The organism is Lysinibacillus sp. FW12 (genome assembly GCF_050817245.1).
Lineage (GTDB): Bacteria > Bacillota > Bacilli > Bacillales_A > Planococcaceae > Lysinibacillus > Lysinibacillus irui.
In genome coordinates this window covers 373,941-395,520 of record NZ_CP139094.1, presented here as the reverse complement: position 1 = coordinate 395,520, position 21,580 = coordinate 373,941, and the positions used below count along the sequence as shown (strand labels likewise).

The 21,580-nt window shown below is 38.0% G+C and carries 26 protein-coding genes; 8 read left to right on the top strand and 18 right to left on the bottom strand.

Annotated features, from left to right (window positions below):
- The first annotated feature begins 62 nt into the window (after positions 1-62).
- From SJW71_RS02075 to SJW71_RS02065, 3 genes are read left to right on the top strand one after another with little or no spacing between them, the layout of a single operon-like run.
- Entirely contained in the window at positions 63-1,223 is a 1,161-nt protein-coding gene (locus SJW71_RS02075) for an MFS transporter (protein WP_274797393.1), read from the top strand.
- Between the two features lie 21 nt (positions 1,224-1,244).
- On the top strand, positions 1,245-2,318 hold the full coding sequence (locus SJW71_RS02070) for an LLM class flavin-dependent oxidoreductase (RefSeq protein ID WP_431811694.1): 1,074 nt from the start codon (positions 1,245-1,247) through the stop codon (positions 2,316-2,318).
- 31 nt (positions 2,319-2,349) lie between these two features.
- Positions 2,350-3,291, top strand: a complete 942-nt coding sequence (locus SJW71_RS02065) for an alpha/beta hydrolase (protein ID WP_431811693.1) — start codon at positions 2,350-2,352, stop codon at positions 3,289-3,291.
- Between the two features lie 92 nt (positions 3,292-3,383).
- On the opposite strand, the gene SJW71_RS02060 is transcribed toward SJW71_RS02065, so the two are convergent.
- The 6 genes from SJW71_RS02060 to SJW71_RS02035 all read right to left on the bottom strand — a co-directional run bounded on the left by SJW71_RS02060 (position 3,384) and on the right by SJW71_RS02035 (position 7,083).
- Complete coding sequence (locus SJW71_RS02060) at positions 3,384-3,992, bottom strand: flavin reductase family protein (protein ID WP_322605255.1); 609 nt, start codon at positions 3,990-3,992, stop codon at positions 3,384-3,386.
- A gap of 14 nt (positions 3,993-4,006) precedes the next feature.
- A complete protein-coding gene (locus SJW71_RS02055) occupies positions 4,007-4,945 on the bottom strand; it encodes a ring-cleaving dioxygenase (RefSeq protein ID WP_322605254.1) in 939 nt (312 codons plus the stop codon).
- 76 nt (positions 4,946-5,021) lie between these two features.
- Positions 5,022-5,615, bottom strand: a complete 594-nt coding sequence (locus SJW71_RS02050) for an NADPH-dependent FMN reductase (protein ID WP_274794869.1) — start codon at positions 5,613-5,615, stop codon at positions 5,022-5,024.
- Between the two features lie 138 nt (positions 5,616-5,753).
- A complete protein-coding gene (locus SJW71_RS02045) occupies positions 5,754-6,098 on the bottom strand; it encodes a YunG family protein (RefSeq protein ID WP_274794870.1) in 345 nt (114 codons plus the stop codon).
- A 23-nt stretch (positions 6,099-6,121) separates the two neighbouring features.
- On the bottom strand, positions 6,122-6,646 hold the full coding sequence (locus tag SJW71_RS02040) for a GNAT family N-acetyltransferase (protein WP_312506568.1): 525 nt from the start codon (positions 6,644-6,646) through the stop codon (positions 6,122-6,124).
- Positions 6,647-6,660: 14 nt separating this feature from the next.
- A complete protein-coding gene (locus SJW71_RS02035; protein ID WP_431811692.1) occupies positions 6,661-7,083 on the bottom strand; it encodes an Lrp/AsnC family transcriptional regulator in 423 nt (140 codons plus the stop codon).
- Between the two features lie 105 nt (positions 7,084-7,188).
- Between SJW71_RS02035 and SJW71_RS02030 the strand changes: the two genes are divergently transcribed.
- Positions 7,189-7,593, top strand: a complete 405-nt coding sequence (locus SJW71_RS02030; RefSeq protein WP_274794873.1) for a carboxymuconolactone decarboxylase family protein — start codon at positions 7,189-7,191, stop codon at positions 7,591-7,593.
- Between the two features lie 115 nt (positions 7,594-7,708).
- Here SJW71_RS02030 and SJW71_RS02025 read toward each other — a convergent pair whose 3' ends face one another.
- Positions 7,709-8,215, bottom strand: a complete 507-nt coding sequence (locus SJW71_RS02025; RefSeq protein WP_274794874.1) for a cupin domain-containing protein — start codon at positions 8,213-8,215, stop codon at positions 7,709-7,711.
- 92 nt (positions 8,216-8,307) lie between these two features.
- Between SJW71_RS02025 and SJW71_RS02020 the strand changes: the two genes are divergently transcribed.
- Positions 8,308-8,451 (top strand): hypothetical protein, encoded by a 144-nt coding sequence (locus SJW71_RS02020; RefSeq protein ID WP_322605251.1) that lies wholly within the window; start codon positions 8,308-8,310, stop codon positions 8,449-8,451.
- 19 nt (positions 8,452-8,470) lie between these two features.
- On the opposite strand, the gene SJW71_RS02015 is transcribed toward SJW71_RS02020, so the two are convergent.
- From SJW71_RS02015 to SJW71_RS02000, 4 genes are all read right to left on the bottom strand, one after another.
- Positions 8,471-9,592, bottom strand: a complete 1,122-nt coding sequence (locus SJW71_RS02015) for a serine hydrolase (protein WP_431811691.1) — start codon at positions 9,590-9,592, stop codon at positions 8,471-8,473.
- Positions 9,593-9,777: 185 nt separating this feature from the next.
- Positions 9,778-10,221: an SRPBCC domain-containing protein gene (locus SJW71_RS02010; protein ID WP_322605249.1), complete on the bottom strand. Its 444-nt coding sequence runs from the start codon at positions 10,219-10,221 to the stop codon at positions 9,778-9,780.
- A 124-nt stretch (positions 10,222-10,345) separates the two neighbouring features.
- Positions 10,346-11,794 (bottom strand): Msr family ABC-F type ribosomal protection protein, encoded by a 1,449-nt coding sequence (locus SJW71_RS02005; RefSeq protein ID WP_322605248.1) that lies wholly within the window; start codon positions 11,792-11,794, stop codon positions 10,346-10,348.
- A gap of 300 nt (positions 11,795-12,094) precedes the next feature.
- Positions 12,095-12,139, bottom strand: coding sequence for an erythromycin resistance leader peptide (locus SJW71_RS02000; protein ID WP_112118014.1), 45 nt, complete (start codon positions 12,137-12,139; stop codon positions 12,095-12,097).
- Between the two features lie 203 nt (positions 12,140-12,342).
- Between SJW71_RS02000 and SJW71_RS01995 the strand changes: the two genes are divergently transcribed.
- Positions 12,343-13,182, top strand: a complete 840-nt coding sequence (locus SJW71_RS01995; protein ID WP_274794879.1) for a YitT family protein — start codon at positions 12,343-12,345, stop codon at positions 13,180-13,182.
- Between the two features lie 51 nt (positions 13,183-13,233).
- On the opposite strand, the gene SJW71_RS01990 is transcribed toward SJW71_RS01995, so the two are convergent.
- From SJW71_RS01990 to SJW71_RS01975, 4 genes are all read right to left on the bottom strand, one after another.
- Complete coding sequence (locus SJW71_RS01990) at positions 13,234-14,142, bottom strand: D-alanine--D-alanine ligase (RefSeq protein WP_274794880.1); 909 nt, start codon at positions 14,140-14,142, stop codon at positions 13,234-13,236.
- Between the two features lie 4 nt (positions 14,143-14,146).
- Positions 14,147-15,598, bottom strand: coding sequence for a PLP-dependent aminotransferase family protein (locus tag SJW71_RS01985; protein WP_274794881.1), 1,452 nt, complete (start codon positions 15,596-15,598; stop codon positions 14,147-14,149).
- A gap of 191 nt (positions 15,599-15,789) precedes the next feature.
- Positions 15,790-17,235, bottom strand: coding sequence for a sodium/proline symporter (locus SJW71_RS01980; RefSeq protein ID WP_274794882.1), 1,446 nt, complete (start codon positions 17,233-17,235; stop codon positions 15,790-15,792).
- A gap of 86 nt (positions 17,236-17,321) precedes the next feature.
- Entirely contained in the window at positions 17,322-18,203 is an 882-nt protein-coding gene (locus SJW71_RS01975; protein WP_431811690.1) for a LysR family transcriptional regulator, read from the bottom strand.
- 139 nt (positions 18,204-18,342) lie between these two features.
- Here SJW71_RS01975 and SJW71_RS01970 point away from each other — a divergent pair, with 139 nt between their 5' ends.
- Both SJW71_RS01970 and SJW71_RS01965 read left to right on the top strand, forming a co-directional pair.
- Positions 18,343-19,038: an L-2-amino-thiazoline-4-carboxylic acid hydrolase gene (locus SJW71_RS01970; protein WP_274794884.1), complete on the top strand. Its 696-nt coding sequence runs from the start codon at positions 18,343-18,345 to the stop codon at positions 19,036-19,038.
- Positions 19,039-19,043: 5 nt separating this feature from the next.
- Positions 19,044-20,255: a Zn-dependent hydrolase gene (locus tag SJW71_RS01965; RefSeq protein WP_274794885.1), complete on the top strand. Its 1,212-nt coding sequence runs from the start codon at positions 19,044-19,046 to the stop codon at positions 20,253-20,255.
- A 46-nt stretch (positions 20,256-20,301) separates the two neighbouring features.
- On the opposite strand, the gene SJW71_RS01960 is transcribed toward SJW71_RS01965, so the two are convergent.
- Genes SJW71_RS01960 through SJW71_RS01950 form a run of 3 tightly spaced genes read right to left on the bottom strand, consistent with a single transcriptional unit; the run spans position 20,302 to position 21,526 of the window.
- Positions 20,302-20,823, bottom strand: coding sequence for a GrpB family protein (locus SJW71_RS01960; protein WP_431811689.1), 522 nt, complete (start codon positions 20,821-20,823; stop codon positions 20,302-20,304).
- Between the two features lie 6 nt (positions 20,824-20,829).
- Positions 20,830-21,024: a hypothetical protein gene (locus SJW71_RS01955; RefSeq protein WP_431811688.1), complete on the bottom strand. Its 195-nt coding sequence runs from the start codon at positions 21,022-21,024 to the stop codon at positions 20,830-20,832.
- On the bottom strand, positions 21,014-21,526 hold the full coding sequence (locus tag SJW71_RS01950; protein ID WP_431811687.1) for a class I SAM-dependent methyltransferase: 513 nt from the start codon (positions 21,524-21,526) through the stop codon (positions 21,014-21,016). Before SJW71_RS01950 ends, SJW71_RS01955 begins: the two co-directional genes overlap by 11 nt.
- Positions 21,527-21,580: the final 54 nt, after the last annotated feature.

Sequence of the window (21,580 nt, the reverse complement as noted above, 5' to 3'; positions counted from 1 at the left end):
ACAGCGTGGACTATGATCCAAAACCACAAAAAGATGCACCCTCTTTAAGTCAACAACCTACGATGTCTCAAGCTGTAACATTATTATTTGCAACCGCCTGCGGAATGTCTGTCGCCAATATTTATTTTGCACAGCCGTTGCTTGATCAACTAGCTCTAGAGTTTGCTATTGATCATTCGATTATTGGTTTGATTATTACTATCACGCAAATTTTTTATGGTCTAGGCTTACTACTTCTAGTGCCACTTGGAGATTTACTAAACCAACGACGCTTGATTATTGGTCAAATGCTATTATCCACCGTGGCTTTGTTTATAGTCGGTACTGCCTCCTATATTGTAGTGCTATTCGCTGGTATGGCCCTAGTTGGTTTACTTGCCGTTGTGACACAGACACTGGTGGCATTTGCAGCAACCATGGCTTCTTCTACAAATCGTGGTCGTGTCGTTGGCATTGTCACAAGTGGCATCGTCATAGGTATACTGCTTGCTCGAACCTTTGCTGGTCTATTAACAGATCTTGCAGGCTGGCGTTCTGTCTATCTTGTCTCTGCCACCCTCATGCTTTTAATGGTCAGTCTGTTTCTCAAAGTGTTACCAAGAGTAGAGCGTGAAGTAAAATCACTATCCTATTGGCAGCTAATTAGCTCCGTGTTTACGCTGTTTATTCAAGAAAGAACATTACGTATTCGCTCTGTTGTAGCCATGCTAATTTTTGCTGATTTCAGTATTTTGTGGACGCCACTTGTTCTGCCACTTAGTGCGCCACCATTAGCTCTTTCACACAGTGTCATTGGAGCATTTGGCCTTGTTGGAGTGGCTGGTGCTTTAGCGGCTGCAAAGGCAGGGAAATTAGCAGATCAAGGTTTTGGACAAAAAACCACAGGTATTGCTTTAATGCTTTTACTCATTTCATGGTTGTTTATCAACTATTTAGAACAGTCGTTATGGGCATTAATTGTAGGTATCGTGTTGCTTGATTTGGCTGTACAGGCAGTTCATGTCACAAACCAGGCGATGATTCTTCCATTGCTTAGCGAAGCCCGCAGCCGTCTTACCGCTGGCTATATGGTGTTCTATTCTATCGGAAGCGCTGGCGGTTCAATCGCTTCTACACAGACGTATGCACTCTTCGGCTGGAAAGGCGTTTGCTTGCTTGGAGCTTCTATTAGCACGATCGCCCTTCTTTTTTGGGTAACGACAAAACGATTTACAAATTATTAATTTGATTAGGAGATATACAAAATGGAAATAGGAATTACTTCTTTCGTAGAAACAAAACCAGACATTCACAGTGGTGAAGTAATTAGTCATGCCCAGCGTTTACGTGAAGTAGTAGAAGAGATGATTCTTGCAGATCAAGTAGGATTAGATGTCTTTGGCATTGGCGAGCATCATCGAGAAGATTATGCCGCATCCTCTCCAGCAATGGTGCTAGCTGCTGCTGCTTCTCAAACGAAAAACATTCGACTCACAAGTGCCGTAACTGTCCTTTCTTCGGCTGATCCTGTGCGTGTCTTTCAGGTTTTTTCCACATTGGATGGACTATCGAATGGATGTGCAGAAATCATGGCAGGTCGTGGTTCCTTTATCGAATCCTTCCCCTTATTTGGCTACGATTTACATGATTACGATGAACTATTTGAGGAACATTTAGACTTACTACTTAACATTCGACAGTCCGAGAAAGTAGTTTGGGAAGGTAGACATCGACCAGCAATCAATAATTTAGGTGTGTATCCTAGACCAGTTCAGGAGTCTCTCCCAATCTGGGTGGCTAGCGGAGGAAATCAACAATCTGCTATGCGTGCTGGCCTTTTAGGATTACCGCTCATGCTAGCCATTATTGGTGGCAGCCCAATGCAGTTTGCACCGATTGTACAGCTGTATAAAAAGGCCGCGCTTCATGCAGGTCATGATTTATCAAAACTTCAAGTAGGTTCTCATTCAATAGGTTTTGTTGGGCCGAATAGGGAATGGGCAGCAGACACATTTTTCCCATCAACAATGGCTGGTATGAATAAATTAGGCAAAGAAAGAGGATGGCCTTATTATGATCGTTCTAGTTATGATGCTGCACGAAGTTTTGACGGAGCATTATATGTCGGAGATCCAGATACTGTTGCTGAAAAAATTATTCACCTTCGTAAACACGTCGGAATTACACGCTTTATGCTATACGTGCCATTAAGTACAATGCCACATGATCAAGTCATGCAAGCTATAGAACTACTTGGAACAGAAGTTGCCCCTCGTGTACGTGAGGAAGTCGCCAAATGGGAAGCTGAAATGGCTCTAGAAGGAGAGCCATTTCTTTAAGACTTCATTATTCAACAGGAGGAGTTTATTTATGACCATTATTAACCGAGTCTTACCAGAATTAAGGAAGGCTTACACAGAATTTCCTGGCTTTCGATTGGAGGAGGATTTAACTTGGAGTCGAAGTCTCCTGTCCCATCCACCTTCGAAAAGATCAGAACATGTACTTACTAGCAACCGGATGATTCCTAGAGATGACGGGAGCGAAATGTTGGTTAAAATCTATGAACCAGCTAAACGGAAGCAGGATAAACTTCCAGCTATGCTTTGGATACACGGTGGTGGCTTTGTCATGGGACACCCTGATATGGATGATGTTTTATGTGAACGCTTTGTTCAAGCAGCTAACTGCGTTGTCGTATCCATCGATTACCGACTGGCACCTGAACATCCTTATCCAGCAGCAATTGAAGATTGTTATGCTGGATTAGTTTGGATGACTTATAAGGAGCAATCACTTGGTATCGATGTCAGACGGGTGGCAATTGCTGGCGCAAGCGGTGGTGGAGGATTAACAGTAGCACTAGCATTAATGGCTCGCGATAAAGGAGGACCATCAATTATATTCCAGATGCCACTGTATCCGATGCTTAATAACCGAAACGAAACACATTCTAGCTATGAGATCATTGATGATCATGCAACATGGAATAGAACAAATAATATGACTGCCTGGCGTATGTATTTAGGAGAGGAAGAGAACATTAATGCCCTTTCTCCGTATGCAGTCCCTTCAAGAGCCGAAAACTTAGCAGGATTACCGCCAACCTATATATGTATTGGTCAACTTGATTTATTTCGTGATGAAACCCTTGATTATGTAACACGTCTTGCACAGGCAGGAGTTGAGGTTGAATTCCACCTCTACCCTGGCAGTTACCATTGTTTTGAGGTCTTTGTGCCAGAAGCGAAAATAAGTCAGCTGGCTATTCAGAACTATTTAGATGCCATGGCACGCGCACTCAATATTTGATTAGTCATTTCGCCTTCTAATCACCCATGAATCAAGAGATATAAAAATGCGAAAATGTTGATAACACAACATTTTCGCATTTATTTGTTCATCTATTGTGGACGTTCTATCGAGAAAATCTCGCCAACTTTAGCATAGTTTGATCCCGCAAGCCTGCTAACAGCATTTAGTTTTCTTGGATCGATTCTTCCTTCATGATAAATTGCTTCATCTATATGAAATTGAACAACTTCTCCAATAAATAAATCTCCTGTCTGTTCCTCCCCATTCATCAAAGGAACGGATTGTACTAGGCGACACTCCATACGAATCTTTGCTTCTTGAATGCCAGGAACGGCAATTTGCTGACTATCGACTAATGTAAAATTTGTTCGTGCAAGTTCGCTTTCTGTAACAGGCAATGAAGCTGCTGTTTCATTCACCTGCTCTACATTATCTTCATCGACAATATGAACTACAAATTGTTGCTGATGATGGATATGTCGAGCTGTGTCCTTTAAACGTCCATTTGGTCTTTGGATCGCTAAAGAAATCATCGGTGGATTGGATGACACGATATTAAAGTAACTAAATGGTGCTCCATTGATAACCCCTTGCTCTGACTTCGTCGTTACAAACGCGATTGGTCTTGGAATAATACTTCCAATCAATAACTTATAGTTTTCGCGCTCTGAATTATTCTTAGGATCAATCAAAATCAAGCGACTCACCCCTCTTAATCAAGCTCACGCACTTTAATCGGGATTAATGTTCTTTCTAATTGCTCTCGATGCTGCTCATACTGAGGTGGCAACATTAATTGGCTACCCATTGTTTCTGGTGTTTCATCATGAGCAAATCCAGGAGGATCTGTAGCGATTTCAAATAAAATTTCGCCAGGTTCACGGAAATAAATCGCATTAAAATAATTACGATCTTTTACTTCCGTTACATGTTGTCCATGATTCATAACATACTCTTGCCATTCTAAATGATCCGTATTATCTTGAGCTCTCCACGCAATATGGTGAACTGTCCCTACACCCATTTGACCACGTTGACCTGCAACTGTTTTTAAATCTACTGTATTGCCGATCTCTGCACTAGATTTATATCGAGTATAGTCACCTTCTGTCGCTACTTTTTCAAAACCCATTACCTCTGTTAAAACTTTTGCCGTTTCTTCAGGGTGGCTTGAATATAGAGTAGCTCCACCAAAGCCTTTAATGGCAACTTCAGGTGTGACTTCACCAAATGTCCATTCATTTAATTCACCTTCAGCACGTGCAACGAGTTCAATATGCAGACCATGCGGATCATCGAATTGAATGACTTGCTCACCAAAACGTTCAGCTTTTTGGAAAGGAACAGAGAACTTCGCTAAGCGATTCACCCAAAATGGTAGTGCCCCTTCTGGTACAACATACGTTGTGACACCGACCTGACCGTCACCAATACGTCCTTGATAAGCATTAGCCCAAGGGAAGAATGTAATGATTGTTCCCGGTTTCCCACCTTTATCACCGAAATATAAATGATATGTGCCTGGATCATCAAAGTTTACTGTTTGTTTTACTAAACGTAAGCCTAACACTCCTGCATAAAAATCAATATTTTCTTGCGGATGTCCTACGATCGCTGTGATATGGTGAATACCTGCTGTATGTTTTTTCATGTTAACAAGCCCCTTCATGACTAATTTATCTTACCTTTACTGTGCCCAATTACAACCTACCTCAAACTATATAAGCTTAGCGAATTGTATATAGCGCTTTAGACCAAGGGATTAATTGATCTAACATTTGATTTACTGAATCTGTTTGTACTTCTTTTGGTTTAAAGTCTGTTCCATTTTCAAAATCTGTGAATAATGATAGTGCTGGGTGAACACGTACATCTGCGATTAAAAGCTCGCCCATAATGCCACGTAAATGTTCTGCTGCACGAGCACCGCCAACAGAACCATAAGATACGATTCCAGCTGCTTTGTTATTCCACTCTACACGTAAATAATCTAGTGCATTTTTTAATGCTCCTGTAATAGAGTGATTGTATTCTTGTACGATGAATACAAAACCATCTTGTTTAGCAATAATTTCTGACCAACCTTGTGCTCCTGAAGCATCTTGTCCTGGTTCGCCTAATAAAGGTAATTTATAATCAGCAATATCAATTACTGTATAATTTGCGTCACCGCGTTGATCTGCAATTTCCTTTACCCATTGTGCTACTTGAGGGCTTACTCGCCCCTCACGAGTTGATCCAATAATAATACCAATATTTAATTCTGCCATTGTTTGTTCCTCCTCTTTTTTTGAACTAAATAATTTATTCAAAAAACCCATAATTGTACCTCCTTGCGAGAACTAAAGGTTTGAATTCATTTATCTTGAATTTATATATCTTGAATTCGAGATAATAATAACACGATATTTTATTAAACGTCAACACCTTTCTTTTTTAATTTTAAAAGGCAGAGAAATTTAGCTCTCTGCCTTACTTAAAATCTTATCCACTTGTGATTTTAAATAACTATATTGGTCATCATTCGTATCTTGAAAAGCCTCTGCTCTATTTGAATCGATATCTTGATAGTCAATTATGTATGAAAACTGTTCCTTCGTAAAATCCATTCTTTCCCCATTAATTACATTATAAAAGTGCCAACCTTCATCAAGAAATGTCTTCTTTATGTCGCCACCAAGGATATTCTGTACAACTAAAGAAGTGACTCCACATTGTCCTTTTGCAGGGTTATCTAAACTCCATTTAGAACTAGAATGAATCGACCAAGATTTTCTTAAGACACTTAATAACTCGTTGTTCATGTCAAAGCGCTCCTTACAAATATTTAAAATGGTACTTCATCTATTTTAATGGGTGTAGTTTCTCCTAAAACCCAATCATCTTTAATGGCACCATACAAAATACTATCTGTCACTGTACCATCTTCGTTTTCCCACGCATTTCTCAAATAGCCTTCTTTCACAAAACCAGCTTTACTAAAGCACTTGCGCATGCCAATATTATCAACCCTTGTATAGCCTTCAATACGGACCTTACCTTTTTCGCCAAATAAATAATCTTGTAGCCAACGTAGTGCTTGGACACCGTATCCTTTCCCTCTACATTTTGCATCTAAACGAATATCAAAAAGAGGGATAGTATCGCCTATATCATGAATAATCATAACCCCTATTTTTTCTTCATTTTCAAGTAACCAATATGTTTCACGATCGTCTTTAAAAAAGCCCTTTGCATACGCTGCTCGAACAGACTCTGCTTTTACATGCTGATCCGTGTGATAAAACCATTCATTTTGTGTTAAAAAATGTACTAATGCATCAATTTCATCTACAAATAATTTGATGTCCATCACTATCTCCTTCTTTAATAAATGTCGTCACATATATCAGAAAAGATAAAATTAGTTTTTGTATGTGCATATGGTTGTAATTCATCAATAAATTGTTCTACATCAGAAAAAGATTGAAAATGGGCTTTTAATAAAAAACAAGCTTCACCAGATATTCGATAACAAAAATCCATATTTGTATAATCCTTAATATAATCTTTAAAATCCGCATAGCGATTATTTTTGATTGTTGCTTCGATTATAGCTTCAATTGGAAAACCTAATGCCTTTTGATTTATATCTAGTGTATACCTCTTAATAACTTCTTGTTCCTCTAATTGCTTTACTCTTTCACGCACAGCTGGTGCAGATAAATGTACCCTTCTCCCTAATTCACTGATGGAAATCCGACTATCCTTTTTCAACTCTTTTAGTATCATTTCGTTAATGAAATCCATTTTGGAAATATCCCTTCTTTTTAAAAGAAAATAATAACATCTTCCTTCGAATGTGTATGTCAACTTCGTTATTCACATTTTACACTAATTAAAGGAGGGATGTTTATGACACTAATTCATTTACACGACAAAGGCTTAACGCCATTTCAACAACTTTTAGGCTATAACGAGGGCATACAGTTGCACTGGCAACAGTTGGGCGAGGTACTCGAAAAGGATGGGCATTTATCTGCTCCATTAAAAGAAGAGGTTCGCAAAACATTGGCTCAAAAAAATGGTTGTCAATATTGTAAGGCAAAGGGAAAACCCGATCCACAGCATTATGATGAGAAAACAGCGATATGTACAGGGTTTGCCGAAGCCTTCCTAGCCTCAAAAGGCCATACAGCTCCTAATGTCACGGCTGTTTTAAAAGACTATTTAACAGAGGCCGAAATTAGTGAGCTGCTAGCATTTATTTGCTTTACAACAGCACAGCAATATTTTGGCGCTCTCATGCAATTAAAATAAAACTGAACTAGGGTATTTCCCTAGTTCCTATCAGTTTATTTTTAGCATTCTATCCATCACTTTAAAAACTCTATTAGTTTGTTCAACTGCCCTAACTGTCACTTTTGCCATTCTATCATTCTGCTGCCATCGCATCTGCCTTTGTTATGTGAACAGTTCCAAATGGATGATTTGGTGGCGCATAAATCGAATAAAGCTTTAGCGGTTTATTGCCTGTATTCGTAAGATTATGCCAAGTTCCTGCAGGTACCATGATAGCCGTATCTTCTGAGACATATCGTTGATCATTTAAATAATCCTTTGTAGGACCCATTTGTACTACTCCATGTCCCTCCTCAATACATATAAATTGATCGACATGAGGATGAACTTCTAAGCCTATATCTTCACCTATATTGAGACTCATCACCGTTACTTGTAGGTTTTTACCTGTCCACAATGCTGTGCGATAATTTTTGTTTTGCTTTGTTACCTCTTCAATGTCTACAATGAATGGCTCAGGCCCATAGTCAGTTCTTACAATCTTTCTTTCCCCTTGCTCTATTTGATTTGGATAGGTCCAATAAACCGGATGATAGCCATAATAATACATTTGGTTATTTCCATAATAAGGGTGATACATTCAACTCAATCCTCTCACGCATAATAACATTAGTTTATGCAGTTGAATGAAAGAAGGTACACCTATAAAAAGAGTGGGCGAAGTTGTCATGTATGAGAGACTGGTCAAAAAGCTATCTATCTAGTAGTACTGCGATAAAATGGGTTCCTGAACAAGGAGTTGAAGATGATTGGAAACGAGATGCCGAAGCAGAGCTTGGATTTAGCTTGCACGATCCTACTGCTGGTGTACTATGAGTTCCCGGCTAAAGGCAACTTACGACTCAGACAACTCCTTTTTTAAACGCATCCGAAAGCCCTCATCTGTAAGAAATTTCATTTGAAAACTATTCATACTATTAGATAATTTCAGTTGTTCCATCGTATTTAAGTCGTTAGCAAAAAAGGCGATTTCCGTTTGATTCCCTTTTTTATCTTCCGCGTAGGCAGCTAAAGTTAACACAAAAGCTGTCGATCCCCCCTTTTGGCCTGCATGTTTGAGCCATTCTTGATTTTTGGGGTTAAGCATCAACTGCTCCATTACAGGATCTAAGTACTTATGTACATCTTCACTAAAATAATTTTTACTATTCAATTTTTCTAAAATAGAGATGTAATTGTCTGTGGAAGCCCTTATTAAACGATCAGACCATACCTTTTGAAAATCCCTATTGAGCATTTTTAGTGCTTTTGCTTTCTCTTCTTTTGTTAAAGGATGCTCTAGCCAATTCTCGTGAATAGCCACCGCCCTTTCTCGATATTCAGCCATATCCATATCTCTTAAAGCTGTTAATGTTTCTTTTTTCGTTAAACTCTTTTCTTCCATTAATTGAGTGGGAATATAGATAGCACTTACGATTGGATATAAGGGCTCATGCTCTTTTACAGCGAGTTGTGTAAGAACATCATTTACATATTGAAGACCGAGTATATGCATTAAGTAATCCGTATTCGCATTGGAACTATACGCAATCATACCGTTTGCTACCTCGCTCAAAGGGACACTTTCCATACCCTGAAGGTCTAATTGTGCTAACCATGCTTCATGTGCACCGCCATCTGTTTTAGGAATATAAAATGGCTCTAATTCCTTTAGATCGACCTGTTGCTGAGGATTAATACGACCATCTGCTGCCTGTTGCGCATAAGCGATGGCTACGATTATTTTAACCGTACTTGCAAGCGGTAACGGTTCCTTTGTATTGAGCTCCACCCAATGTTGTTGATTGTATTGAATTGCTACAGAAACATTTTTATCCTCTTTATGTTCCTTGATAAATTGCACAATATATTCAGGATCATCCTTCTTAATTTCCTTCTGAAACTTCCAAAAGACAATGCCTAGTACTGATACTGCACAAACTAAAACACTGCCAATCACCCAAATTAATTTTCTCACATTCTCCCCCCATCACTCTGCTACTTCCAGCAACCATCGCTGTAGACGATTGATTATTTAAGCGTAACGCTATTTTCTGTGCTTATTTCTTCTGGTAGCATCACTCCCACAAGGATACAAATAGAAGCTCTTGTTTGATTCAAGGCAAACTCCATCGCTGTTAGCCGTTGTCATACCCTTCCTCCTCAATGAATTAACGAAGCTCTTAAAGTACTAATTCCATTCTCTACATATCCTTTGAGGCATGTTAACGTATAAACCCATCCCTCTTTTTGACCCATCATTTTTGCCACAATTTCTGGGTCATGTGCATTAAATCCTGACTCCACTACAGTAATAATCGTTTCCTTTTCTGACTCTTCAAGGGTAATGGTAACCATTGTCACTTCTCCTTGCTCTTCGCCCCAAACAAACACAATTTTTTTACTGGCCTCCAATTCCAGTACGGTGATGACACCCTCGAACTGATATTCATCATATTTAAGCGTAATTCTTTTACCCTCTCCCCATCTTTCAGAGCTGCTAGAGAACCAATAGTTCCCGATCTCAGTGGGAGAAATAATGGCTTCAAATACTTTATGGGCTGGCTGATTAATTTTTAATTTTGTCGTCACACTCGTATTGATCATCGTCATCATCCCTTTTTATAATGTCTATCTTACACCTTCGCCAAATTTTCCCTTTTACCTCCTTCAAAATAAAAATTCAATAAAAAAGATGCGATTCTTCTAATAAAAGAATCGCACTTTTTATTTAAAATATCTTTTTATTTTCTATTACAAACTGGACATCCGCTACATTTTTGATGAACTTTTTATCATGCGTGACAAAGATGATTGTTCCTTCATAGGCAGCCATAAATTGCTCAAGCGCTTCTAATGCATGAATATCTAAGAAATTAGTCGGCTCATCCAATAGTAAAATATTATAGTTTCCCAAAAACAGCTGACAGAGCTGGAGGCGTATGGCTTCTCCACCACTTAAAAACTTTACGACTTTTTGTATATCGGTTCCTATAAACTGCATGGAATGAAGCATACTTCGTAATAGGCCTTCATCATATTCAGAGCGATTTTTCAAAAATTGCAGAACGGTCTCCTCGCTTTTAAATTGATAGCTCATCTGTAGGAAATGACCTATCTTAGCCTTAGGGGAGATGGTTAATCCTTCACCATTATTAGCGATATGTCGTAGTAAGGTACTTTTACCACAACCGTTACTACCTGTAAGCGCAATTTTTTTACCCAATGGTATTTGAAAGCTTACATTATCCAATAGTACCTTTTCCTGAACGTGTAAACAGAGCTGCTCGGCCATAATCGGAAATTTATTGTGTAGTTTTAAAGGCTTCGGTTGCCGGAAAACTATTTTTCTCTCTCCCTGTACAGCCTCTACTTTCCGGAGCTTTTCTATTCGATGCTCGATGGCTTTAGCTGCACGCTGCACAGCTTTTTGACTTGTGCCTTTGGACTTTGTCATAAACATACGATTCGGTTTTGCGTTAGCCTCTCTTTTCGACATACTACCTGCTTGAGCAATTTTTTCAGCTTTTTTCAGCTTTTCATCAACAGCTTTTTCAAGTCGGCTTTTTTCTTTCAAGTATTGGTCATATGCCTGACTTTGCTGATCTCGTTCTAATTGCTTTTGGTAAGCATAATCACTGTAATTGCCCGCATAAATTGTGATCTTACCATTTTCAACTTCCCATATGGTTGTAACCAGATCATCTAGTACAGCACGATCGTGACTTATTAGTATAAGTGCCCCATAATAATAGCGCAATTCATCAAGTAGAAAAGAAATACCCTTTTGATCCAAATGTGTTGTTGGCTCATCAATGAGCAAAGCTTCCTCATAAATAGAAAATAATTGTGCTAGCTTTAATCGTGTTTGCTCTCCACCACTAAGCTGGTCAGATTGCTTGGGTACGGCAAGTTTGCCCAATAAGGCTGGATCTGGTTTAGTGGATGTCGGTGCTTCCACTTGTTCAAAATACCCGAAATGAACATGGCTTTTTATCCTCCCGTTTGTTGGTCGAATCTTCCCAGCAAGTAATTTCATTAATGTACTTTTACCAGCACCATTTTTACCAACGATTCCTATTCGGTCAAATTGATGCACAGCTAATTTTTCTATATTCAATATCTCTTGATCTAAATAAGTCACGACTACATTCTCTAATTCAAAGCAAACCTTTTCCATGTTGCTACCTCCCGAAATTTAATTATTTCGTATCGATAGCTATGGTATCGATACGAGCTTCTATTAAAAGCTCGTATCAAAAGAATAATAGACTGTACATTACATTTCCCTCCCTATATTCAATAAAAAAACACAGACTTGGTTTTGTCTGTGTTGAAAAGTAAAAGAGATAGTGTAGATTTATTCTCACTAAAAAAGAAGCCCTTGCTTCCCTTTTCTTATACATATGAAGATGATTAAAAAAGGACAGACTATCCCGTTTACTCTGATTTCACAAACAGAGTTTTTGACCCTATTTAGTTATTGGTTCAACATTGGGAAACGTAGTCTCATAGCATGTGTCATTTTTTAATAATCCTCCTTGAATTGTTACGATTATTATAAATTCTATCTACAATATGTCAAGTTTCAATATTCCCTCTAAAGACAAACTAATTATTGTCGATATATCACAAATGAACATTCTAAAAAGTATATCATTTAGAGAAAACCTGATATAGTATGGAATTTAAGAAAAAAATAAACTTCGATATGGTGGTGTTATGTGAATGAAAAAATACGTTATTGATATTTTTATGATTATGCTTGGAGCTTTGCTTTTTGCCCTAGCGGTTAACTTATTTGTTATTCCGAATGATTTGGGTGAGGGTGGCGTAACAGGCTTAACAATTATAGCTTACTATTTGTTCGGATGGTCGCCAAGTATTGTCAGCTTTGTTATGAACGCAGTTTTACTGATCATCGGCTATAAATTTTTAAATAGGCAAACGACAATCTACACAATTATTGCGGTCTCCTTCCACTCGCTGTTCTTACATTTAACAGAATCTTGGTCTATTTCCTCAGATGAAATTATCGTCAATACGATTTTTGGTGGCGTTTTTGCCGGAGTCGGCATTGGCTTGATTATAAGAGTTGGTGGTACAACGGCAGGCTCTACGATTTTAGCTAGAATTACTAACAAATATCTTGGTTGGAGTATTAGCTATGGACTTCTATTCTTTGATTTAATTGTCGCTTTTTCATCTTACTTTATTATTGGGGCAGAGGCGTTAATGCTAACGATTATTATGCTCTATATCGGCACAAAGGTGATGGAGTTTGTCATTGAGGGGGTTAACCCTAAAAAGGCTGTTACAATTATCTCCAAAAAACCTGAAGAAATTGCTGGACAGGTGACTGCTTATATGAATCGTGGTGTTACAGTTCTTGCAGGCCATGGCTATTATACAAAGGAACAAAAGGAAATCCTGTATATTGTGATTAGTAAGCAAGAAGTTGTAAAGCTCAAAAAAATTGTCAAAGAGGTCGACAAAGACGCCTTTATTGCCATTCATGATGTAAGAGACGTTTTTGGAGAAGGTTTTATTGAATTAGCAAAATCTTAAAAAAGTCAAAAACACCTTTTGTTCGCAAAAACAAAAGGTGTTTTCTCTATTTTATCCATTTCTCTTAATCTGTAAGGAGCTTTCAATAATGCTATCCAATAATGCTGAATAGCTAATTCCAGCAGCCTGTGCACTTTTTGGTAGTAAGCTATTTGGTGTCATTCCAGGGAGTGTATTAACCTCCAGCACATAAGGAACGCCATCCTTAACCAACATATCCACTCTAGCATAAACGCTACATTTTAATGCCTTGTAACTAATCATAGCAGCCTTTGCTACTCGTTCATGAATAGCAGGCGGAAGTTCTATTGGCTCCTCTATCGTGGAAGCATCATCATATTTCGCCTTATAATCAAAAAATACTGCCGTATGTTTGATTGATAGGACAGGTAATAGCTCCTCATTCAGTATCCCGCATGTAATCTCGTCTCCGATCAAATACTCCTCGATAATAATTTCGTTATTCGATTTAAATACGTCCGTAACAGCAGCTAATAAGGCACTCCGATCGTGAACGATGTGAACACCTACACTTGAGCCATCCGCATTCGGTTTAACAACAAGTGGATAGCCCATAAGCTCTATATTCTGTAAAGGAAGCTCCTCGCCCTTAACAAAGTGCAGCCAATTAGGTGTAGCAACCCCTTCATAGCGTAGTATTTTTTTAGTCATATTTTTATCCATACACAAACTACTAGCTAACAGACCGCTCCCGGTATAAGGGATATCCAATGCTTCTAATACACCTTGAATCGTACCGTCCTCTCCAAACTTACCGTGTAGTGCCAGTAACGCCACATCAATGTCACGAACCTTATCTATTACCTCTTTGTTGTCATCCAACGTAATGGCAAAAACATCGTATTTGTGCTTATCTAATTGAGCGACCATTTCCTTACCAGTCATAATCGAAACTTGCTTTTCGGAGGAAGTGCCACCCATGATTACGCCAACCTTCATTTTCTCAACCCCTCATGTCATTTTTCAATGTATCACCGATGATTTGAATTCCACGAATTATATCCTCGTCTGATAATCGAGAAAATCCTAAACGAAATGTATTATTACCTCTTCCATTTGTGAAAAATACATCTCCCGGATAAAACACGACACCCTTGTTATAGCATTTCTCCAATAGTATCCGTGCATCTACACCCTCTTCTAGCTCTATAAAAAGATGGAGGCCCCCATCACCTGTTATTCTGCTAAAGGGAATATATTGCATACAAGCTTGACGAGCAAGCTCATATTTTTTCTTATAAACAGACCTTGCCTTCTTTAAATATTTTTCAAAATAGCCATCCTGCAAATATTGGTATAACACCGCCTGATCTAATGTCGATGTATGAATCGTTCGAGCTCTTTTCATGCTCTCTAAATAACTGATTAATTCTTTATCTGCTAAAATCCAGCCAACACGTAGGCCTGGAAATAGGATTTTAGAGAAGCTGCCAATATAGACAATGTTATTACCTGATCCGCTAAAGGCTATCAGTGGTGCCAAATGAGAACCTGTGTACCTTAATTCTTCGTTAAAGCCATCCTCTACAATGGGGATTTGGTATTTTGAAAAGAGCTGGAAAATAGCATTCCTTTTTTCAGAAGAAGTGACGATTCCAGTTGGATTATGATAGGACGGGATGAAATAGGCAAAATCAAATTGCTTTTCCGCTAAGTCTTGTTCCACCTGACCTATATCAACCCCATCATCACTCATATCGATCCCATGAATGTCTAATCCATGCATACGGAAAAGCTTCAATGCTGCATGATGCGTAGGGTTTTCACATAGAACACGCCCTGACTTTTTGGCGAAAGAGGACAATAATATATCTAGCCCCTCCGTAAAACCATTAGTAATCATAATATCTTTATTAGAAATATCTACACCCTTCATTTCCATATAACCAAGAAGGTAATCAATTAAAGGTTTATATCCCTTTGCATAGCCATAATTTAAAACAATATCTCCTTCAATGGACATTCTTGTGAGGAATGCCCTTTTGAAGTTTTCAACATCAAAAAGCTTTTCTTCTGGGGCTATACTAATAAAAGAAATCATGCCCTTTTGCCAGTGTATATCTTGTCTTATTAAATCAATTTCATCTGCTAATAAAGTCGTATCATTTAACCTCTTCTTCCAATCCATTTCAATAATAGACGATGTTTTTAATGTAGTAACCTTTCCAACAAAATGCCCTTTGCCCTTCACTGCATAGATAATGCCATCTTGCTCTAATTCGGCATATGCGTTCAACACTGTATTTCTACTGACTGTTAATAACTTACTAAGTTCACGGGTAGATGGAAGCTTTTGATGCTCCAATAGATGTCCCTTGACAATCATATCTTGAACATATTTCTTTAATTGCACATAAACAGGACCTTCATCTAAAACCTTAAAATCATTAAACAACTTCCTAACCCCCTTGCTTCATTTTTGCATATCCATCGTTAATCTAAAAGGTCCACACATTATGTAATTTCCTGTTAGAGTGGTTGCTCTTCCTTTTATCATATTTCCATTGTATAAAAAGAAAACTCCCATTTTGAGAAATATCTTCAAAACAGGAGTTCCATTTATTATTCTAAAATACTTTTAAACTTCTACACTTTTATTTGCTCTTGCTCTTTATCAGGACATACTAAAGACACGATAACCCCAACAATTAAGCAAATAAAGAATGTCGCTGCCTTAGCCGAAACAATGGCCTCCATAGGGGAGAGAGACCATGCAATTGCACTAATGAAACCTACAACAATTGTGGCAATGACCCCAATACCTGAAACACGTTTCCAGAAAAAGATTAAAAGAATGACAACAGAAAATGTATTACCAATCCCTGCCCATGCAAAGGAAACTAAATTATAAATGACTGAGCCTGATTTAAGTGAAATAATAATACCTACAATCCCACTAATCACTGCAACTAGACGAGAAAGGTGAACTAGTTTTTTACTAGAAACATTCCAACGTAATGTCTTGTGGATAATATCCTCACTTATAGACGTTGTAATCACTAATAATTGTGATGATGCTGTGGACATAATTGCTGCTAAAATACCTGCAACAATAATTCCCGCAACCCACGGTGGTAAGATTTCAAATACCATATGAGGTAAAATCATCTCTGGGTCTTCTATAGAGCCTTGTTTATACAAAGTGGATGCGAAAATAGCTGATAAGAAAGCACCTACATATACAATGAGCGTCCAAATGATGGCCATATTACGTCCTGTAATGCGCTCTTTTTCAGTTGTAATAGCCATAAAACGAGAGCTTAATTGAGGTTGTCCGCCTAGCCAACCAAAGAACCATGACAGATTTGTAAATAGCATAGCTCCTAAAGCAAGTCCATTTAAGCCGCCCACCCAGCTATCCGCACCATTGCCCATATTCGCAAGCTCTGTTGAAATGCTTAAACCCTGATGTTGGATTTCCATATAAGCCGCGATAGGGACAATAATAAATGAGATGAGCATTAAAAAACTTTGGATTGTATCTGTCCACACAACAGACATAAATCCTCCCATACATGAATAGGCAATTATTATTGCACCAATAATAATTGTACCCCAAGTAATGTTTAATCCTGAGAAGGAGTAAATCGTTTTGCCCATCCCTGAAAATTGAGCAGCTAAATAACAAACAAAGAATAACACCATAACCGCAGAAGCTAGCCAACGAATAATGTCAGCATGCTTTGGAAATTTGACAGCAATATAGTCTGTTAAACTATTCACCTTATATTTTTGTTGCTCAGTCATAAAACGTTTTGATAAAAATAACCATGAAGCAACTACCCCTAAGAGCATGCCTGATAAAATCCAAATGCCAGAAAGTCCTGCTACATAAATAAAGCCAATTGCCCCTAAAAACATGTAGGCTGACTCCCCAGTAGCTCGTTCTGAAAAGGCTAGCGCCCAGCCAGGTAGTTTATTGCCCCCTAGAAAGTAATCATTATGTGATAAATCTTTTTTGCTAAAGTAAATCCCAACTCCAAGCATTGCGAGTAAATAGATAAATATCTCAACATAAACAATCGTATGCATAACCCAAACGTCCTCCATCTGATTAAAGTAAACAATCCCAATTGGTTTTATCAGATAATAGTTCGGGTTATTTTAATTGTCAATAACTAAATTTGTAAAAAGGATGCAAAGTATTTCGATATTTCTACAAACTTTAAAGCCCCCGGAGAAAGATGAACACTGTGTTTGTATGCAATTCCAACCTGTCGAATATATGCTTGAGAAAATTTTTTTCTAATCAAACTACTTGGCGCATGTAGTAAGAGAGAATTCGGAACAATGGAAATACCTAAATTTTCATTAACCATTGTTAAAATGACCTGATCGACCGATAATTCATATACCACATTCGGGTGGATTTTATGTTTGGCTAAAACCCTTGATACATCTCGGTCAATAGTACGTTTAGGCATAATCCAACGTTCATCCTGTAATTGCTCAATGTTAAGTTCACTCTCTTTTGCTAATGGATGCTCCTTCGCCATGATGCAGACAAGTTCATCATCAAAAATCGCGTCAAATACAAGATGTTTAGAATGTGGTTGTACTAAAAATCCAATATCTACTACCCCATTATGTAACCAATCCTCTATTTGGTCATAATCCCCTTCCAACAAACGAATGTGTAAATCCGGATGATGCTGTTCAAAGTACGCTAAAACCTTTGGCAGTAAGACAAGTGAAACACTTGGTAGAATACCAACGGATAACGTACCACCAATTAGGTTTTTTAATTTAGCGACTGAGGTTTCTAGTTGCTGCTGTAGCTGCAATATCTTTGAGATATGCTCATAAATAATCTTTCCCTCACTCGTTAAAACAATATTGTTACGGTTTCGAATAATTAGTGACAAACCAAATTCTGCCTCTAAATTACTAATCGTGTGACTGATTGAAGACTGTGTAAGATTTAGCTTTAATCCTGTCTCTGTAAAATTCCCCGTATTGATCAGCGTATGGAAAGCAATATATTGTGCCAATGTTGCCATATTACCGCCATCTCCTTTTATGATTTTTTTTCATAATAAATTGTGTAAATATTCATTTGATTTCATTTACTAGCCACCTCTATAATAAAAATAAAATCCAAGTAAATCAATAAGATTTGTATTGAGGGGGCTCATACTAATGGCAGGGGAAAAATTAATGATGAAGGCTTTATCCATGGACGTAATTACGGCAAAAATGTTTACAGAGTTACATCTCTCCATTACAGAGCAATATGGGGAGTATGGTCGTGAATTAATACAAAAAGGTTTAGAGGCATTTGGTTTAAAGGACGCTGAAGCCATGGCTAAGAAGGCAACAGCAGAAGGCGAAAATCATACTTTCTTTGAATATTTACCATCGATCGTGGAAGGTGAAGAGAAATTTGCGGATTTAACAACGTTCGCCCGTTTTTCAAAAATGTTTGCACAAATTGCTAAGCCAGTTGTAGATGAGTTTGGTGAAGCGGGTGAACAGGTCATCATGCGCGCAGTCGAACGTTTCGGCCATAAACGGGGCCAAGGTATTGCTCAACGTGCACGCACAAACGGCCTAGAAAATTCAGTGGATAACTATTTAACAAACTATGATATGGGCCGTAGTGATTTATTTGAAATTGAAACCGTCTATAAAGAAAATGAGGTAGAACAAACATTTACTCACTGCCCACTAGGTCAACAATGGGCTGATGATGATATGGGCAAATACGGCATTTTATATTGCAAAGTGATCGACCCCTCTATTGCCAAAGGGTACAATAAAAATTTAGAGGTGGTTCATGACCAATTTGTCTTGCGTGAAGGTCAATGCCACTTCCAATTCCAAATGAAAGAGTGATTGTCATGATTAATGGAGATAGACTCTTACAGCATCTTCAAGACTTAAGCCAAATTGGCCGTAATGAAGCAACAGGTGGTATTAATCGTTTCTCGTTCACGCCGGAAGAAAAGCAAGCCATTGAGTTAGTCACAACTTATATGGAACAAGCAGGAATGCGTGTAACAGTCGATGCAGTTGGAAACCTTATTGGAACTTATGGTGAGGGTAATGAAACCATAATGCTAGGCTCTCATATTGATACAGTACCAGAAGGCGGTAAATATGATGGTGCATTAGGTGTGCTAGCGGCAATTGAAGTGGTACATACTATGCACGAGCAACAGTTACTACCTTCAAAAAAAATTCAAGTTGTCGCCTTTAAAGATGAGGAAGGTACGAGATTTGGCTTTGGTCTACTTGGCAGTAGCGCAATGGCTGGCCTATTAACAGAGGAACAATTACAGCATAAAGATGAAGTTGGCATCTCCATTGAAGAGGCAATGAAGGAATTCAACTTGACTCCTTATCCTTTAATAAATGCACAACGTAATGACATTACAGCTTATTTAGAAATGCATATTGAGCAAGGAAAAGTATTAGAGAATGAAGATCTACCCGTCGGTGTTGTAACAGGCATAGCAGCCCCATTATGGCTAGAGGTAACCGTAACAGGTGTCAGCGAACACGCTGGTGCAACACCTATGCCGCTTCGTCAGGATGCGCTAACTGCAGCAAGTGAAATGATTTTAACTATTGAGCAGCTATTAAATGACACAACTGAATCTGTCGCAACTGTCGGCAAGTTGACTGTCTCTCCAAATGGCACAAACGTTATTCCTGGCAAGGTCACATTCTCGATTGATCTACGGGATATTGACGAAAATAAAGTAAGTACATTAGAGGCTGCCATATTGCAACAACTGCAACTGATTGCTAAACGAAGACATGTCACATTGACTTCTAAAGTGTTACAGCGCATTAAACCTGCAAAAACAAATACAGCGCTACAACAACAATTAGCTACAAGCATTGAAAAACAGGGAATACGTCCTTACTCCCTCATCAGTGGTGCTGGGCATGACGCCATGAATATCGCGGAAATTGCACCGATTGGGATGTTATTCGTCCGTTCAAAGGACGGTATTAGTCACAATCCTTTAGAATACAGTTCAGATGAAGATATTATTGTAGCAACTAATATTTTTTATGATACCGTTGTCGAGCTTGCTAGATAGACTATTTATAAAAGAAAGCCATTCTCTATATTGTTGAGAATGGCTTTTATAGTAAGTCTTCAACTTTTGCCCTAGCAATAATTTTTTGAATGAACGGCCCTTTTTTCTTGGTATAGGTTTGGCGATCATACTGAAAGTGATTAGCAAGCTGTTCTTTTAACGTTTCATATTCTTTCGCTGCTTGAGGATTTATTCGGAGATAATCTCGGAACAGGCATTTATCATTCCACTCTTTACTGTTATATTCACATACATGTAAATGACATGTTCCTTGGCCCCATAACCCTTTTCTAAAAAATCTTCTATCCATTAGCTCTAGCTTCGGAACGTATTCATAGTCAATATTACTTAGCGCCTCTATTAATTCTGGCACCTCCTCTATACTTTTGACGGCTAGTAGAATATCAATAATGGGCTTGGCCTTCAAACCTTTGATAGATGTGCTACCGATGTGCTCAATCCCTAATAATGCATGTCCAATAACTTTTTGAATTCTTCTTTTCTCATATAAAAATTGTTCTTCCCAATTCAAGTCATACTCTGACAATACCACTTTAATTTTTCTCATCTTTGTTTACCTAGCTATTTCTTTTTTAAATAATCCTACAATAAATCCATCTAATCCGAAATATAGATCATCCGTAGACCTAGATAACATTTTTCTTATTTCTATCTCCTCTAAAAAGTGAAATATTTCTTTTAATTGATTTTGTGTATAGCCAAGTCCTCCCTCTAAACTTCGTTTTAAATATACTTCTTCATCCGTCATGGCAGAATGCACCATTTTCCTCAAACAAGCATAAAGCAAAGTAGCCACCTGGTTTTAATAATTTATCAATCATATCTATATAACTAACACGACGATGTGGCGCTATATGATGAAAACATCCTGAATCATAAATAAAGTCAAAACTATTCTGTTCATAATCCAACTCAAAAATATTAGCGCAGACGAATTCTATATTGACATTTTCTTCATTCATTCTTCTTTGAGCCCATTTCAGTGCGTTATCGGATATGTCCACTCCAACCACGGAACATCCATTTTTAGCTAAATAAATAGCATTTCGTCCAGCACCACAGCCAATTTCCAACACTTTACCAGGATTAATCATATTCTTCTCAAAGTAGTGTACAAGATTTTCGTCAGGCTTATTCACAAAGAAAGGAATATTTTGAAATGTATCATAAAAGTCATTCCAGAAATGTTGGGGCTCACGCAACAAACCGTCTAATAAAACAAGCAAATCTTCATTGGATTTAATTAACATTCCATACCTCCCAATCTTCCCTTTACAACATTAATTATATGGGAATTGCTAAAT

Bases quoted from the DNA above. Each gene is read 5' to 3' on its own strand.
- SJW71_RS02030 (WP_274794873.1), top strand. From the start codon at position 7,189: ATGACACTAATTCATTTACACGACAAAGGCTTAACGCCATTTCAACAA.
- SJW71_RS02020 (WP_322605251.1), top strand. From the start codon at position 8,308: ATGAGAGACTGGTCAAAAAGCTATCTATCTAGTAGTACTGCGATAAAA.
- SJW71_RS02055 (WP_322605254.1), bottom strand. From the start codon at position 4,945: ATGAAAAAACATACAGCAGGTATTCACCATATCACAGCGATCGTAGGA.
- SJW71_RS02050 (WP_274794869.1), bottom strand. From the start codon at position 5,615: ATGGGTTTTTTGAATAAATTATTTAGTTCAAAAAAAGAGGAGGAACAA.
- SJW71_RS01980 (WP_274794882.1), bottom strand. From the start codon at position 17,235: ATGCATACGATTGTTTATGTTGAGATATTTATCTATTTACTCGCAATG.
- SJW71_RS02035 (WP_431811692.1), bottom strand. From the start codon at position 7,083: ATGGATTTCATTAACGAAATGATACTAAAAGAGTTGAAAAAGGATAGT.
- SJW71_RS02070 (WP_431811694.1), top strand. From the start codon at position 1,245: ATGGAAATAGGAATTACTTCTTTCGTAGAAACAAAACCAGACATTCAC.
- SJW71_RS01970 (WP_274794884.1), top strand. From the start codon at position 18,343: ATGGCAGGGGAAAAATTAATGATGAAGGCTTTATCCATGGACGTAATT.
- SJW71_RS02045 (WP_274794870.1), bottom strand. From the start codon at position 6,098: ATGAACAACGAGTTATTAAGTGTCTTAAGAAAATCTTGGTCGATTCAT.
- SJW71_RS02075 (WP_274797393.1), top strand. From the start codon at position 63: ATGTCTCAAGCTGTAACATTATTATTTGCAACCGCCTGCGGAATGTCT.
- SJW71_RS01995 (WP_274794879.1), top strand. From the start codon at position 12,343: ATGAAAAAATACGTTATTGATATTTTTATGATTATGCTTGGAGCTTTG.
- SJW71_RS01950 (WP_431811687.1), bottom strand. From the start codon at position 21,526: ATGTTAATTAAATCCAATGAAGATTTGCTTGTTTTATTAGACGGTTTG.
- SJW71_RS01975 (WP_431811690.1), bottom strand. From the start codon at position 18,203: ATGGCAACATTGGCACAATATATTGCTTTCCATACGCTGATCAATACG.
- SJW71_RS02025 (WP_274794874.1), bottom strand. From the start codon at position 8,215: ATGTATCACCCTTATTATGGAAATAACCAAATGTATTATTATGGCTAT.
- SJW71_RS01990 (WP_274794880.1), bottom strand. From the start codon at position 14,142: ATGAAGGTTGGCGTAATCATGGGTGGCACTTCCTCCGAAAAGCAAGTT.
- SJW71_RS02065 (WP_431811693.1), top strand. From the start codon at position 2,350: ATGACCATTATTAACCGAGTCTTACCAGAATTAAGGAAGGCTTACACA.
- SJW71_RS01960 (WP_431811689.1), bottom strand. From the start codon at position 20,823: ATGAGAAAAATTAAAGTGGTATTGTCAGAGTATGACTTGAATTGGGAA.
- SJW71_RS02010 (WP_322605249.1), bottom strand. From the start codon at position 10,221: ATGATCAATACGAGTGTGACGACAAAATTAAAAATTAATCAGCCAGCC.
- SJW71_RS02005 (WP_322605248.1), bottom strand. From the start codon at position 11,794: ATGGAAAAGGTTTGCTTTGAATTAGAGAATGTAGTCGTGACTTATTTA.
- SJW71_RS02040 (WP_312506568.1), bottom strand. From the start codon at position 6,646: ATGGACATCAAATTATTTGTAGATGAAATTGATGCATTAGTACATTTT.
- SJW71_RS01965 (WP_274794885.1), top strand. From the start codon at position 19,044: ATGATTAATGGAGATAGACTCTTACAGCATCTTCAAGACTTAAGCCAA.
- SJW71_RS01955 (WP_431811688.1), bottom strand. From the start codon at position 21,024: ATGACGGATGAAGAAGTATATTTAAAACGAAGTTTAGAGGGAGGACTT.